Origin of the sequence: Nakamurella panacisegetis, from assembly GCF_900104535.1 — a bacterium.
Classification (GTDB): domain Bacteria; phylum Actinomycetota; class Actinomycetes; order Mycobacteriales; family Nakamurellaceae; genus Nakamurella; species Nakamurella panacisegetis.
This window is the reverse complement of record NZ_LT629710.1, coordinates 4882840-4897177: the sequence shown is the minus strand read 5'-3', so window position 1 is coordinate 4897177 and position 14338 is coordinate 4882840. Positions and strand designations below refer to the sequence as shown.

General features: G+C 70.0%; 13 protein-coding genes and 2 tRNA genes. 8 read left to right on the top strand and 7 right to left on the bottom strand.

Annotation, left to right across the window (positions count from 1 at the left end; all coding sequences use genetic code 11):
• Nucleotides 1-17: 17 nt before the first annotated feature.
• The 4 genes from BLS97_RS22035 to BLS97_RS22020 all read right to left on the bottom strand — a co-directional run bounded on the left by BLS97_RS22035 (nucleotide 18) and on the right by BLS97_RS22020 (nucleotide 4500).
• Complete coding sequence (locus BLS97_RS22035) at nucleotides 18-611, bottom strand: hypothetical protein (protein ID WP_157695622.1); 594 nt, start codon at nucleotides 609-611, stop codon at nucleotides 18-20.
• 32 nt (nucleotides 612-643) lie between these two features.
• Nucleotides 644-1909 carry a GNAT family N-acetyltransferase gene (locus tag BLS97_RS22030; protein WP_090480653.1) on the bottom strand — a complete coding sequence of 422 codons (1266 nt, stop codon included), beginning with the start codon at nucleotides 1907-1909 and terminating at the stop codon, nucleotides 644-646.
• 70 nt (nucleotides 1910-1979) lie between these two features.
• Nucleotides 1980-3200 carry a pyrophosphate--fructose-6-phosphate 1-phosphotransferase gene (locus BLS97_RS22025; protein WP_090480650.1) on the bottom strand — a complete coding sequence of 407 codons (1221 nt, stop codon included), beginning with the start codon at nucleotides 3198-3200 and terminating at the stop codon, nucleotides 1980-1982.
• A gap of 94 nt (nucleotides 3201-3294) precedes the next feature.
• Complete coding sequence (locus BLS97_RS22020) at nucleotides 3295-4500, bottom strand: benzoate/H(+) symporter BenE family transporter (protein ID WP_090480648.1); 1206 nt, start codon at nucleotides 4498-4500, stop codon at nucleotides 3295-3297.
• Nucleotides 4501-4575: 75 nt separating this feature from the next.
• On the opposite strand from BLS97_RS22020, the gene BLS97_RS22015 reads away from it, so the two are divergent.
• Nucleotides 4576-5208, top strand: coding sequence for a helix-turn-helix domain-containing protein (locus BLS97_RS22015; protein ID WP_197676314.1), 633 nt, complete (start codon nucleotides 4576-4578; stop codon nucleotides 5206-5208).
• A 21-nt stretch (nucleotides 5209-5229) separates the two neighbouring features.
• On the opposite strand, the gene BLS97_RS22010 is transcribed toward BLS97_RS22015, so the two are convergent.
• Nucleotides 5230-5303, bottom strand: a tRNA-Gly gene (locus BLS97_RS22010).
• A gap of 96 nt (nucleotides 5304-5399) precedes the next feature.
• Between BLS97_RS22010 and BLS97_RS22005 the strand changes: the two genes are divergently transcribed.
• The 3 genes from BLS97_RS22005 (at nucleotide 5400) to BLS97_RS21995 (ending at nucleotide 6482) form a co-directional block, all read left to right on the top strand.
• Nucleotides 5400-5473, top strand: a tRNA-Pro gene (locus tag BLS97_RS22005).
• A 253-nt stretch (nucleotides 5474-5726) separates the two neighbouring features.
• The gene (locus BLS97_RS22000; RefSeq protein ID WP_090480642.1) at nucleotides 5727-6002 is read left to right on the top strand and encodes a 2TM domain-containing protein; all 276 of its coding nucleotides are present in this window, start codon (nucleotides 5727-5729) and stop codon (nucleotides 6000-6002) included.
• A 6-nt stretch (nucleotides 6003-6008) separates the two neighbouring features.
• On the top strand, nucleotides 6009-6482 hold the full coding sequence (locus tag BLS97_RS21995) for a hypothetical protein (RefSeq protein ID WP_090480639.1): 474 nt from the start codon (nucleotides 6009-6011) through the stop codon (nucleotides 6480-6482).
• A gap of 15 nt (nucleotides 6483-6497) precedes the next feature.
• On the opposite strand, the gene BLS97_RS21990 is transcribed toward BLS97_RS21995, so the two are convergent.
• Nucleotides 6498-7376 (bottom strand): alpha/beta hydrolase, encoded by an 879-nt coding sequence (locus tag BLS97_RS21990; RefSeq protein ID WP_172832328.1) that lies wholly within the window; start codon nucleotides 7374-7376, stop codon nucleotides 6498-6500.
• 229 nt (nucleotides 7377-7605) lie between these two features.
• On the opposite strand from BLS97_RS21990, the gene BLS97_RS21985 reads away from it, so the two are divergent.
• The gene (locus BLS97_RS21985) at nucleotides 7606-8664 is read left to right on the top strand and encodes a transporter substrate-binding domain-containing protein (protein WP_157695621.1); all 1059 of its coding nucleotides are present in this window, start codon (nucleotides 7606-7608) and stop codon (nucleotides 8662-8664) included.
• A gap of 34 nt (nucleotides 8665-8698) precedes the next feature.
• On the opposite strand, the gene BLS97_RS21980 is transcribed toward BLS97_RS21985, so the two are convergent.
• Nucleotides 8699-10675: a PASTA domain-containing protein gene (locus tag BLS97_RS21980; protein ID WP_090480632.1), complete on the bottom strand. Its 1977-nt coding sequence runs from the start codon at nucleotides 10673-10675 to the stop codon at nucleotides 8699-8701.
• Between the two features lie 317 nt (nucleotides 10676-10992).
• Between BLS97_RS21980 and tig the strand changes: the two genes are divergently transcribed.
• From tig to BLS97_RS21965, 3 genes are all read left to right on the top strand, one after another.
• Nucleotides 10993-12429 (top strand): trigger factor, encoded by a 1437-nt coding sequence (gene tig / locus BLS97_RS21975; protein ID WP_090480628.1) that lies wholly within the window; start codon nucleotides 10993-10995, stop codon nucleotides 12427-12429.
• Nucleotides 12430-12746: 317 nt separating this feature from the next.
• Nucleotides 12747-13376, top strand: coding sequence for a ClpP family protease (locus BLS97_RS21970; protein WP_269457515.1), 630 nt, complete (start codon nucleotides 12747-12749; stop codon nucleotides 13374-13376).
• 53 nt (nucleotides 13377-13429) lie between these two features.
• Nucleotides 13430-14095 (top strand): ATP-dependent Clp protease proteolytic subunit, encoded by a 666-nt coding sequence (locus tag BLS97_RS21965; protein WP_231988256.1) that lies wholly within the window; start codon nucleotides 13430-13432, stop codon nucleotides 14093-14095.
• Nucleotides 14096-14338: the final 243 nt, after the last annotated feature.

Here is a 14338-nt window from a genome sequence, read left to right as displayed (position 1 = left end):
TCTCATCCGGGCCGGTCTCAGCCCCCGTGCTGCGGCCGTCGGCCCCGCTTGCTCTCGGACCGCGGCCGTGGCTCGCGCGACTCGGCCTCCCGCGGTGCGGCCGCCTTCCCGGCCACGAGGGGAGCGGGCGGGACGTAGAAGCGACGGACGATGATCAGCTCCTCCTCCGCCCGGGCCAGATCCGCGGCCGTGGGGTTCGCGACCTCTCGCGCCCGCATGGCCACGGTCGGAGGAAGTTGCGTGGTCCGGGTCGACACCAGGGCCCGAAGTGATCGCTCCATGGCCGATTCCCGGCGTCGGTCGTCGCGGGCCGCCGGAAGGTGACGTTCGCCGCGTGGCGGTCCGGTCGGCTCGTCCGGGGGCGATGCCGGCGGCGCGGTATCCGGACTGCGGGACCCGCCGTCCCGGCCCTGACGTCCCTGCCGCTGGCGGCGGCGATGCTGAGGCGGTTCGTCACTCGCCGCCACCGCCGGACGATCGGCGGCGAGGGCCGGGGTCGGCTCGGCCGCCGGCTCCACCGATTGCGGTGGCGCGACCGGAGCCTCCGCCTCGGCCACCGGGTTCGGCGGTCCGGCGGGGCGGCCGGCCGAGCGGCGACGTGGTCTTTCCATGTGGTCAGCATGCCGTACCGGAGCGCGACCGATCAGAACCCCTCAGGGGTGAACGGGCGCAACGGCGTGGCCATGGCCGCGTCCAGACGGCCGATCGCGGCCGGGTCGCCGGTGACGCGGCCGGCTGTGGCGAGCCGGGCGATGCGGGTGCCGCCGAGGAAGGCGCTGCCCAGATCCGCTATGTCGCAACGGATCTCCGGCTCATCGTCAACCTGATGAGCTCGTCCGCCGTCGGCGTCGAGGTCCAGCGCGAACACGCCGTCGTTCCACGGGCAGAAGCGGTCCGTGACCGCGACGGTCACCCGGGCCGTCGCCGAGTAGGTTCGCCGATCGATCGCGTCGGTCAGGCGGACCAACCGGACCCACACGTGGTCGGAGACGGCGGTGGACAGCGCCCTCGGATCGTCGAGCAGGTCGATCAGGGGTTCGTCGACCCCGGCCAGAGGGACCTGCACGGTCCGGACCAGCGGATAAGACAGCACGTGACGCCACAACGAGGCCCGGGCGGCAGGGGTCGCGGCGCAGATCTCACCGACGGTCAGCTTCGAGTCCGGGCCGCCGTCGCCGAACGAATCCGCGACCCGGAAGGACAGATAGCCGTCCGGGTGCAGGACGAATCGACGCGCCGGGCGACCGGCGGCCGCGAACGGGTGCTCGGACAGCAGGTGTTCCCAGACCGCATCCGTGCGGTCCAGATAGCCGACCGCGACCGGGCGGACGCGATCGTGGATCGCCCGCATCAGCGGCATCGCCTCGGCCCTGGGCATCTCCAGCACCGGATCGGTGACGGTGCCCGGTCGCAGGCGGGCCGGAGTGGTGATTTCCCGCCGGGTCCGGTTGGTGGCCAACCCGTACCCGAAGCGGCCGTAGATCCCGGCCTCGCTGGCCGTGAGCACGGCGATCGGCTCGATGCCGTCGGCGTGCAGCTGGTGGGTCATCACGTGCCGGAGCGCGCCCCGCCGCTGCTGGTCCGGACGGACGGCAACCCAGGTCACGGCCGCGACCGGCGACGGCCCCCGACCCGGGAACGTGAGTGACCGCGATTGGATGCCGCCGAGGCCCACCATCAGATCGCCCAGGGCCGGATCGAAGACACCGGTGAAGCGCCCGAGGTCGTACTGCGGCCGCAGGAAGCGATCGAGGTAGTCGGCGTCGGGGACGTAGCCGAAGGCCAGGGCGTCGACCCGAGTGGCCGCGGCCCAGTCCGCCTCCGAAGTGTCCGAGAGGGCGCGAACGACGAAGCCGCCCGCCCCCGTGGTGCTGGTCGGGGCGGGCGGCTGGTCGTGGGTTCCGGTCATTGGCACGAGCTTGCCGTACGCGGTGGTCGTTGTCCCGCCGTTTTCCGCCGCGGTCAGCCGGGGCGCTGGTTCAGTGGGCGGCCGCGACCGCCGGTGCCTGGCCGATGCCGTCGAGCAGGTCGCGGAACCAGCCGGTGCCGATGTCGAACGGCTTGCCGCCCTTGATCCGGGCGAACTCGATGGCCCGCAACCGATCTCCGGCCTCTTCGTCGTGTCCGATCACGCCCGGTTCGCCGCGCAGCGCGCAGTCGACGGCGTAGTCCGTCATCGACTTGATCAGGCGGAGATCCTCGCTGTTGGCGGCGGCCGCGCGGGAGTAGTAACCGGACTTCTGGACCATCACCTTCTCCGCGCCGAGCTTCTCGGCGAACTGCTTGGCGAACCAGGCCCCCGGATTGACCTCGTCCAGACGGACGTGGCCGAACGGGTCGCGCGGGACGTCGGCGCCCGAGGCCTCCAACTGCGCGACGATCGTCTCCAGCCCCGCACCTTCGGACAGGAAGATGGTCACGTTGCCGACGGTGTCCATCACCTCGCGCAGCCGGGCGGCCTCGGCCTCGAGGTCGAACGCGGCCTCGGGTACGTAGACCGCGTGCACGTCCCAGGCCTCCCGGGACAAGCCGATCTCCGGCAGCCACTCCTGCGTGTCCAGCCACTTCCGGTAGGCCTTCGCGGTGGCCGCGGTCAGCCAGCCGCAGTGGCGGCCCATGACTTCGTGCACGATGAGCATCCGGGAGCCGGAGTTGTGCTCCCCGATGATGTTCCGGGCGAACTCGGCCCCCTGTTCGGCCGCGGTCCACGCACCCAGGGACTGCCGGATCGGGATGACGTCGTTGTCGATCGTCTTGGGCAGCCCGACCACCGTCAGCGCGTAGTCGTGCTGGGCCAGGAAGGCGGCCAGGTCGGCGGCCGTGGTGTTCGTGTCGTCGCCGCCGATGGTGTGCAGGACGTCGACGCCGTCGGCGGTGAGCCGGTCGGCGGCCACCTTGAGCGGGTCGTCGCCGGCGTTCACCAGCCCGCGCTTGACGAGGTCCTTGACGTTGGTCAGCTTGACCCGGGAGTTGCCGATCGGGGATCCGCCGAATCGGTGCAGCAGACCGGCGTTCGCCCGGACCTGGGGCGTCACGGTGATGTAGTCACCGGACAGCAGACCCTGGTAGCCGTGCTTGTAGGCGATGATCTCGACCTCGGGCGACAGTTCCGTGTACCGCTCGATGAGTCCGCCGACCGCGGACGACAGGCAGGGGGCGAAACCCCCGGCGGTGAGCAGTGCGACCTTGCGGACCGTCATCGTTGTTTCAGGCCTTTCCGGGACAGAGATCAGGAGCAGTTCTTCGAGATCGGGCGCGGATGCGACCCCGGCCACTTTAGCGGCTCGGGTGCCGCTACCTCGGCGGCCAGAGGGGGCGGCGCATCACCAGCAGGTACACCGAGCCGGCCAGCAGACCCCAGAACGCCGCGCCGATCCCGCCGAACGCGACGCCCGACGCGGCCACCAGGAAGGTCACCGCGGCCGCTTCGCGATGGCCCCCGTCGGCCAGTGCGGAACCGGCGGCCGAGGCGAAGGTGCCGATCAGGGCCAGTCCGGCGATCGCCGCCATGATCCCGGCCGGTGCAGCCTGGGCCACCGCCGCGACCAGGGCCGACGCCGGTCCGAGGACCAGGTACACCGCCCCGCAGGTGACCCCGGCGACCCACCGGCGCTCCGGGTCCGGGTGGGCGGTGGGACCGGCGGCCAGGGCCGCGGAGATGGCGGCCAGGTTGATGGCGTGGGCCCCGGCGAAGGCGCCGACGACGGTGGCGCCCCCCGTGTAGAGCAGCGGCGGCGCGAGGCGGGGCCGGTATCCGAACGATGCCAGGACGGCCATCCCCGGGATGTTCTGGCTGGTCATGGTGACCAGGAACAGCGGGAGGGCGATGGCCACCACCGTCGCCGGCTCCCACGACGGCGACACCGCGACCACCACCGGTGCCAGGCGGGCGCCGGCCAGGTGGGAGAACGACCCGGTGACGGCCATGACCACGACGGCCACCCCGAGGGCGCCCGGCACGGCCCAGCGCCGGGCCACCCGGGTGAGCACGAGCCAGGTCAGCACCACCGGGGCGATGGCCGCGGGCGATGCGCTCAGTGCCCGGAACGGCTCGACGCACAGGGTGAGCAGAACTCCGGCCAGCATCGCGTTGGCCAGCGCCGGGGGGATGGCGGCCACGGCCCGGCCGAGCGGCCGGATCAGTCCGCACAGCGCGATGAGCGCCCCGGCCAGGGCGAACGCGGGCACGGCGGCGGCAAAACCGTCGGCCGGCATGGCCGACCCGGCCAACAGGGCCGCGCCGGGGGTGGACCAGGCCATCGTCATGGGGATCTTCAGCCGCCACGAGAAGAAGATCGATCCGGCCCCCATGCTCACGCACAGGACCAGCAGACCGGAGGCCGCCTGATCGGTGTCGGCGCCCACCGCCCGCAGCCCGGCCAGCACCACCGCGAAGGAGCTGGTGAACCCGACGACGGCCGTCACGACGCCGGCGACGACGGCTGGCCCGACACCGGTGTCCGCAGTGGGACGTTTCGCCGTGACCGACGTGTGCGTCATGGATTCTCCCGTGTCTCGCGTTCCGTATACAGAACGCGGCTACTCTAACCGGAAGCTGCAACGGAAGGAACGCCGGTGTCCCAGGCTCCACGCCTCGCCCCCAGGGCCGGTGCGACCGCGGCGCCGACCGGCGGCCCACCGGCTCTCGCCGTCCCGGTGATCGTGGGCCGCCGCATCACCGAGTTCCGTCAGCAGGCCGGGCTGTCGCTCTCCGAACTGGCCCGGCGGGCAAACCTTGGCAAGGGCACACTGTCCGAGCTGGAGGCCGGCCGGCGGAATCCGACCCTGGAGACGTTGTATGCCCTGACGGCGCCCCTCGGCGTCGGTCTGGCCAGCCTGATCGACCTGGGGGCGCCGGCCGTCGGGCTCCGCGGGGCGGTCAGCGGCGACGCCGTCACGGCGGTCCTCCTGGACGTGATCGGCGAAATCGGGGTGGGCGCCACCACTGAGGTCTACCGGCTGATCATCGCATCGGGCGGCCGGCGCCTCTCCCCGGCTCACGGGTCCGGGGTGCGGGAGCAACTGACGATCGTCAGCGGTGTGGCCGAGGTGGGAAGAATCGGCCAAGCGCAGCGCGTCGGAGCAGGGGAGACGGTGACCTGGCTGTCCGACGTCGAGCACACCTTCGCGGCGCTCGGAACGGAGCCTGCGGTCGGCGTACTGGTGATCACCAATCCGGCGCCGACCCGGGGCGGGTCCAGGCGGTGATCCGGGTCTGGGGGAGAAGACTGGAGCGGGCGACGAGAATCGAACTCGCGTAATCAGTTTGGAAGACTGAGGCACTACCATTGTGCTACGCCCGCGCTGCCGGCCTCGTTGCCGTGCACGGTAATGGTAGCCCAACGGTTAGGCTGCTCGGGTCAACCGCGCCCCGTCGGCGCCGGGCGGCACGGCAGTCTCGGGATGTAGCGCAGCTTGGTAGCGCATCCGCTTTGGGAGCGGAGGGTCGCAGGTTCAAATCCTGTCATCCCGACTCAGTACGAACGAGCGTGAGCAACGGACGCATTCCACCGGGAAGCCCGGCCGGGACCGGCCCGGTCCCGGGCTCACCCCCAGGGCCCGGCCCCGCGCCGCTGACCATCGTGTGACTTTCGACCCGCGCACCAGGGGCTTTCGGCCGTAGGTCAGCACCGGCCGGGCGCGGCATGCTCGGAAGCCGAAACCGGATCTCAGCACGTCGATGAGGGCGTCGTTGCAACGGGAAGAGGTGCCAGGTGAGCGAGGAAATGACCACCACCGACGAGCAGGAACTGCGGGCGCGGGCGGTGAAGCGGTGGAAGAAGCAGCGTGACTTCCGGATCCACGTGCTCATGTACGTCGTGATCAACCTGGCGCTGGTGGTGATCTGGGCGGTGACCGGGGCCAAGTTCTTCTGGCCGGTGTTCGTCATCGTGCCGTGGGGGATCGGGGTCGTCGGCGCCGCCTGGGATGCCTTCAGTCGCGAGTTGCCGACCGAGACCGAGATCAGGCGGACGATGGACCAGTTGCGGACCCGGTCGTGATCGTCGATGAGCACAGCGGTTGATCGGCGCGTTCCCCCGCAAAGGCTGATCAATGCCATCAACCCTGTGGTGCGCGGACTGCTGCGGTCGCCGCTGCACGGCCTGCTGGACCGGAGCGTCCTGGTGCTGCATCTGCGGGGGCGCAAGACCGGCCGCCGCTACGACATCCCGGTGAGCTACATCGATTTCGACGGCCGGCTGATGGTCACCACCCAACACAGGTGGCGGATCAACGCCCGCGGCCGAACGGATATCGAGGTGACTCATCGCGGGCGGCGCCGGACCATGCGGGCCAGTCTGGACGAGGATTGCCGGTCGGTGGCCACCAATCTCCACCGGGTGATCGAGCGCATCGGGTGGAAGGCCGCCCGGCGTCAGCTGGGTCTGCAGATCACCGTCGGCCGGACCCCGACCGTCGCCGAATTGGAGACGGCGGTGCGCGAGTTCGATCTGGCCACCCTCACGCTCAGCGAGTCGTAGCCGGCACCTGCCCGCTCATTTCAGGCCGCGGATCCAGGTGGTGGCGATCCCGGAGATCACGTCGGCCCGATAGACATCGGCGTGACTCGCGCCCGGGATGATCGTCAGCTGCACCGGATGCCCGGCCCGCCGGAGCGCCGCGGCGAACGTCTCGCTGAAGCTGGTCGACACCAGTTCGTCCGACGAGCCGTGTACGAGAAGCACCCGCAGCGGATGCGACCCCGTTCGCAGGCCGACCCAGGTCATCGGATTGCCTTCCCGCCATTGCGCCGGCTCCGCGGCGGATGACGCACCGAACAGGGGAAATGCGATTCCTTCGGCCTGGCTGATGTCGTACGGACCGGACAGGCCGATCAGACCGTCGGGTTCGACCGCCTGGTACGGGCAGGCGTGCCGGAAGTGCGCTCCGTCCAGCGCCGCCAGGGCGGACAGATGCGCTCCGGACGAGTGACCCATCACGACGATCTGTCCGGGGGAGAACCCGGCGAGACGAGCCTGAGCGGCGGCGTAGTCGATCGCGCACACGATGTCGGCGACCGGCACCGGGAAGGTGACCCCCGAGTCCGCGGCGCGGTAGGTCGCGTTGAGAACCACCATCCCGTTCGCCGCGAGCGCGTCGGCCAGTGGGGCCAGCCCGCCGCGATCGGCGCTCGACCAGCCGCCGCCCGGGATGAGCACCACCGTGGGCGTGCGCCCGGCGGCCGGGGCCGGAAGATAGAGATCCGCCGCGACCCCCGGAAGGTAGTCCTGGGTCTGCTTGAAGTGCGCCAGGGCCGGGGTGGTGCGGTGGGCGCGAACGAGAGTCCAGACGACAGCGGCGACGGCGATGACGACGACGGCCGCGACGGCGAGCACGATCCGCCGTCGGCGGCCCGTCATCCGATGTCCGGTCACGGTCACCTCCGTTCCGGGAGCCTGCCGCGACGCCGCAGCGCCGCCGTCCTGCGCGGTCTGCGGGTATGTGCCGTTGGCCTGCGTCCGGCATCGCCCCTGAACGCCCGATTGTGAAGGCGGCCGGCCGCCCCACCAAGGGCCGAAAGACCCCTCGATGTCCCGCGGCCGAGCCGGCCGGAGCGTTGTCGGCCTGCTCGATCGGTCCGGTGGCACAGCGAGGTGGGGGAAGATGTTCGCCATGCGCATCCGGAACGCTTCGGCCTACTTCATCGCCCTCGGGGTTTCGGCGACTCTGGTCATCAGTGGCTGTGCCGCGGCGTCGTCGGCCGAGTCGGCGGCGTCAGCCGGCGCGGCGGGGGAGTCGACCCCGCCGGCCGCGTCCGCTGCGTCGGCGTCGGCGTCGGCCTCGATGTCGGCGCCGGTATCGGCCCCGGCATCGTCGGGAGTAGCGGGGACCCAGAGCAGCATTCCGTCGGCGCCCGGGACTGCGGGATCGGCCGCGTTGCCGCCGACCGCGGCCGTCGCGCCGGTGACGTCCGGTCCTGGTGAGGTCGCGACGCCGCTGCCGAACTGCACCCCGAGCACTCTCAAGACCCGGACCCCCGGCCGGCTGGTGTTCACGGCCGCAGGTTCCGCCTCAGCGCCGTGGTTCAACGGTGCCCCGTCCGGCGGCAAGGGTTACGAGGCGGCGGTGGCGCTGGCGGTGGCCAAGGAACTGGGCTACTCCGCGTCGTCCGTCAGCTGGTCCACGACCGCGCGCGCCACGCTGCTGGCCGGGAAGGCCAGCGGGTTCGACGTGGCGATCGGCGAGTTCGCGACTCCCGACGTCGGGTCGTCGACGGTGGACTACAGCAGCGGCTACTTCTCGATCTCCAACTCCGTCGTCAGCAAGACGGGCCGCCCGGCCGCCGCGATCACGTCGTCGGCCGGTCTCAAGGGCATGGCGATCGGTGTGGTGGCCGGTGCGCCCGCGGTCGCGAGCGCCCGGACCGGTGCGACGGTGCGCACCTACCCGAATGCGACGGCCGCCCTGGCCGCCCTGACCGGTGGAACGGTCAGCGCCGTTGTCGTCCCGACGCCGACGGCGGTCACCCTCGGAGCGGCCTTCACCGTGGTCGGCCAGTTGCCGGACGGCGACGAGCAGCCCCAGCAGTTCGGCATGGTGCTGCCCAAGCACTCGCCGCTGACGTCGTGCGTGTCCGCGGCCGTGGACCAGCTCCGGGTTACCGGTGTGCTCAGCTCCCTGGTCCGGACCTGGGTACCCGATGCCGCCAAGCCGCTGGGATAGCGCGTCACCTGGGCCGCCCCGATCCAGCGTCGTCTCAGACGAGGTGGTTGTAGACGCCGCCGGATCCTGCCCGGTCGAACGTCATCTGCGGGATCCGGACGGTCGGCTGCGTCACGCCTCCATATCCGGCCCACGACGTCAGGATCGACGCGTGTCCGCGGGATACGCGATAGACCCGATTGGATTGGACCGAGCGCAGCAGCGTCCCGTCGGCCGGCCGCTGCTGCAGGTGTGACCACCTTCCCGCCTGGCCGCCCCGGGCGATCGCGGCCGGATCAATGTCGACCCACCGTGAATAGGGCGCGAGGCCGGTCAGGTCCGGGATGTAGAGGGGGGCGCCGCCGGCCACGCGGTAGATCGAACCACTCCGCGGATCCCGCAACATCGATCCGTTCGTCGGCTTGGCCCGCAGATGCGACCACTGACCACCGCCGCCGGCTCGACTGATGGCCCCGGCGTCGACCGATTGCGCCGGTCGGGCCCCGCCGAACACCGCGAAGGTCGATACATAGATCGGTGCGCCACCCGCCATCACGTAGACCTCACCGCTGCTGGCGGTGGTGCGGATGAACGTGCCGTCGGGCAGGTAGTAGCGGAGGTGGCTCCATCGGCCGGCCTGTCCCGCGTGCCAGATGGCCTGATAGTCGACCTTCGTCGTGGCCCGGCGGCCGCCGAAGTTGGCCCAGCTGGAGACGTACGTCGGCGTCCCCGCGACGATCCGGTACACCTGAGAGTTGCTGCTGGCCGTCACGAACGTGCCGTCCGCCGGGTAGAACGACAGGTGCGACCACACCCCGGCCCGGCCGGCCTGGCTGATTGCATTCCGGTCGACCTGCACCGTCGGCTGCCGGGCGCCGAACGCGGCCCAGCTACTGACGAAAATCGGTGCGCCGCCGACCACTTCGTAGACTTCGCCGCTGACCGTGGCCTGCAGGAAGGTGCCGCTGGCCGGGACCGACCGCAGAGCCTTCCATTGGTCCGCGGTGATGGTCCGGACGGCGGTCGATCCTCGGAAACCGGCGAACGTGCTGACGTAGATCGGGGCACCACCGGCGATCCGGTACACCCCGCCCACACCCGCCGTCCTGACGAAATCACCGTTGCGGACCGGCGCCGGAGCCGTGACCGACGACTGGATCGTCCGGGCCGCGTACGTCGCCGTGGCCCGCGCCGGGTCGGGGTAGGAGTAGGAGTTCTGCAGGATCGCCACGTAGTACTTGTCCGTGTACCCGACGGAGTTGATGACCTTGTTGGCCGCTGACCACACCTGGTCGTCGCCCCAGCCCTGCTTCGACCCGTGGGTGCCGGACAGGGAGTTCATGCCGAAGGCCTGGTTGAACCCGTCGGAGCCGACCGCGGCCACGTGGGCCATCACCGGCATGAGCCACGGGCCGACCTGTGGGTCACGGGCCGCGCGGTAGAGGAACGTCGTCATGTCCTGGGCCGTGATGCGGACAGCTCCCCAGTGCCCGACCCGGTCGGTCGCGTTGATCGTGGAGTGCATGCCGTAACGCGCGGCGATCGTCGGGACGGCCGACGAGGTGAAGTACGAGTTCGCGGTCGCGTCGTCGGAGTACCGGATCATGTAGCTGAGCTGGTTCAGCACCGAAGCACTCTGGTGCTGATATCCGCCCACCAGGACCAGGTAGTACGACGCGATCATCAACTTGACGACCGACTCGGAAGCCACCTGGGTGCCGGCGTTGCCGGACTGGGCCAACACCTGCCCGCTGGCCCGGCTGGTCACGCTGATATGGGTGTTGATGCCGTTGGCCGATGCTTCCGACACGGCCTTCGCGACGGCCTGGGCCGGGGTCAGCTGCGCCACGGCCAGTTCGCCCAACAGCGTCGCCGAGGTAGCGGGCGCGTCCCGGGACGCACTGGCGGGGGCCGGAGAGTCCGATCGAGGTGCCGTCACCGCGGCCGGCGACGCGGCGCCGGCGGACACGACCATGATGCTCGACAGGGCGAGGGCCGTTATGGTTGCGGTGGCGAAGATCGATCTGCTCAAGCGTTTCCCCTAGCATCTGGCGAGCACCGGCGGTGCCGACCCGTCCATTGCTGATCCGGCGGCCCGATGCTAATGCACGGACCTGAGATTCCCGGGTCCTCCCGCCCCATCGCAGATGGCGCGGGAGCCGGTTGCGGTCCGGGGAAATCGCAGGTCCGTGGGTCGCATAGAATTACGGGCGCTGTGAAGAACTTGCATCGACGACCCCACCGCACAGCGGTCGACGGCTGATCTGCCGCCGGCGCACGCGGGGTCCGGCCTGGATGCATCGCGAAGCCATTCCACCCAAGTTGTCGTTACCTCAAGGAGTCCCGCACGTGAAGAGCACTGTCGAACACCTGAACCCGACCAGGGTCAAACTCTCCGTCGAGGTTCCGTTCGACGAACTGAAGCCGCACTTCGCCAAGGCGTACCGCGCCCTGGCCGGAACGGTCAACATCCCCGGGTTCCGGGCCGGCAAGGTCCCCGCGAAGATTCTGGACGCCCGTCTGGGCCGAGGCGCGATCCTGTCCGAGGTCGTCAACGACGCCGTCCCGGTGAAGTACGGGGAGGCCGTCTCCGAGGCCAACCTGACGCCACTGGGTCAGCCCGAGATCGAGGTCACCAAGATCGAGGACGGCGAGACCCTCGAGTTCACCGCCGAGGTCGACATCCGGCCGGAGATCGTCCTTCCCGCGGTCGACGAGATCGCCGTCGAGGTGGCCGACGTCGAGATCACCGAGGCCGACATCGACGAGCAGGTCGAGGCATTGCGCGACCGGTTCGCCAGCATCACCCCGGTCGAGCGGCCCGCCGCCGACGGGGACTCGGTGTCCATCGACCTCCGGGCCGTGGTCGACGGCGAGGAACTGCCGGACGCCAGCACCGACGGGCTGACCTACAAGATCGGTACCGGCGACCTGGTCGACGGCCTCGACGCGGCACTGATCGGGCTGTCGGCCGGGGAGACCGCGACGTTCACCACCGCCCTGGTCGCCGGCGAGCACGCCGGTGAGGAGGCGGAGGTCACGGTTACCGTCAACAGTGTGTCCGAGCGGACCCTGCCCGAGGTCGACGACGACTTCGCCCAGCTGGCCAGTGAGTTCGACACCGTCGCCGAGATGCGCGACGACCTCGTCGAGCGGATCCGTCGGGTGAAGAACATGGGCCAGGGCAGCGAAGCCCGCGACAAGGTGCTGGAGGCCCTGCTCGCGGCCACCGACATCCCGGCCCCGGAATCGATCGTGGCTTCGGAGTACGAGGCGCGCCAGCACGATGCAGTGCACTCGTTCGACCACGACGAGGACCAGCTGAACGCCTACCTGGAGGGCGAGGGCCAGACCCGCGCCGAGTTCGACGCCGAGACCCGCGAGTCGGCCGAGACCGCCGTGCGTACCCAGTTGCTGCTGGACGCCCTGGCCGAGCAGCAGGGCGTTGGCGTGTCGCAGGAGGAGTTCACCGAGCGGATCATCTACAACGCGCAGCGCTTCGGGGTCAGCCCGGACGAGTACTTCAAGCGCCTGCAGGAGGGCAACCAGCTGGGCGCCGTCATCGCCGACGTCCGCCGCGGCAAGGCGCTGGCCAACGCGGTGCAGCTGGCCAAGGTCACCGACGCCTCCGGCAACGCCCTGAACATCGCTGAGCTGTTCGGCGTCGAGATCGTGGACGAGGACGAGGACGACACCGAGGACGCCGCCAACGGTGTCATCGAAGGATCGACCGAGGAGCCGGCGGCCGACGACCAGACCGACCCGGAAGCGGTCACCAGCAAGTAGTAGCGCGTCCCTGCGCCCGCAGGTTCTGCGCAGACGTGCCGGAGCCGGCGCGGTGCCCGTGGTCAAGCCGTCAGCGAACAGGCGGCCCAACGGGCATCGCTCCGGCTCCTTCGTCGTTACTGTCGGGTGAGTCGGCCCCGGGCACCCACCTGCTGTGGTCGCCCACCGATTGCCTTTGTAGCTTCAGTCCCACCAGCACCACCCATACCGATGAACATCCGGGAAGGGCCTCGCGGCCCCGATCGGACTTCTGACAGGAGACGTCAGTGAGCCAACGTCACACGCTTGCGGGCCCGACCGCGCATCAGCTCCGGGCCATCGAGAGCGCCGCTCCGGAGATCTTGCCGGCCGTCATGCGGGGGACCCCAGGGTTGTCGCTGTCGGATTCAGTCTCGGAACGACTGCTTCGCGAGCGGATCATCATTCTCGGCTCCGAGGTCCGGGACACCAACGCGAACGAGATCACCGCGCAGCTGCTGCTGCTCGCCGCGGAGGACCCCGAGAAGGACATCACCCTCTACATCAACTCGCCCGGCGGCAGCGTCACGGCCGGCATGGCCATCTACGACACCATGATGCTGATCGAGCCCGACGTCGCCACCACGGCAATGGGGCTGGCCGCTTCCATGGGCCAGTTCCTGCTCACCGCCGGTGCGCCCGGCAAGCGAGCGGCCCTGCCGCACGCCCGGATCCTCATGCACCAGCCCAGTGCCGGCGTCGGCGGAACCTCCTCGGACATCGCCATCCAGGCCGACATGCTCAACAAGTCCAAGCTCGAGATGGCCGAACTGATCGCCCAACACACAGGCCAGACGGTGGAGCGGATCACCCTGGACTCCGACCGTGACCGCTGGTTCACGGCTCAGGAAGCACTCGAGTACGGATTCATCGACAAGGTTGTCTCCCGCGCATCTGAGAACCCGGCGAGCACGCCGCCGGGCAACTGAACCGGTTCGTCCACGACTCCGTCAAAGAAGATCACAGAGAGAAGCCCCAGAAGATGAACCGTCCCGGCCACCAGATGCCACTGGGCGTCGCTCACGGCAACGCCTTGAACCTCCCGCAGGCCCGTTACATCCTGCCGTCCTTCGTCGAGCGCACCAGCTACGGCGTGAAGGAGTCCAACCCTTACAACAAGCTGTTCGAGGAACGGATCATCTTCCTCGGCGTGCAGATCGACGATGCCTCCGCCAATGACGTGATGGCGCAGCTGCTGACCCTCGAATCGACCGACCCCGACCGCGAGATCGTCATCTACATCAACTCGCCCGGCGGCTCGTTCACCTCGATGACGGCGATCTACGACACCATGCAGTTCGTCCGGCCCCACATCCGGACGGTCTGCCTGGGCCAGGCCGCCTCGGCCGCGGCGGTGCTGCTCGCCGCCGGCTCCAAGGGGATGCGGATGGCTCTGCCGAACTCGCGGATCCTGATCCACCAGCCGGCCACCGAGGGCGTCTACGGCCAGGTGTCCGACCTGGAGATCCAGGCCAAGGAGATTCAGCGCATGCGGAACTCGCTGGAAACCATCCTGTCGCGTCACTCGAACAAGACGCCCGAAGAGGTCCGCAACGACATCGAGCGCGACAAGATCCTCACCGCCGCCGAGGCCAAGGAATACGGCCTGGTCGACGACGTGCTCGAATACCGCAAGATCGACAACTGATCTCGGCGCTTTTTCAGGTGGCGGGAAGCCCGGCGGCCGATACCCTAGAACGGTATCGGCCGTCGGCGTCCCACCCCAGACGTCACGGCCGGCGGCAGTCGAGGCGACATTGCCCCGACTTCGTGTCGTAACCGGCAAACCTCAGCCGGGCGGGCACGCACCGGGTACCGTCGGCAGCAGCTGACCTTCGACCGCCGGCCCAACGGGGCCGCGGTCAGAACCACACACCACTACCGGAACCGG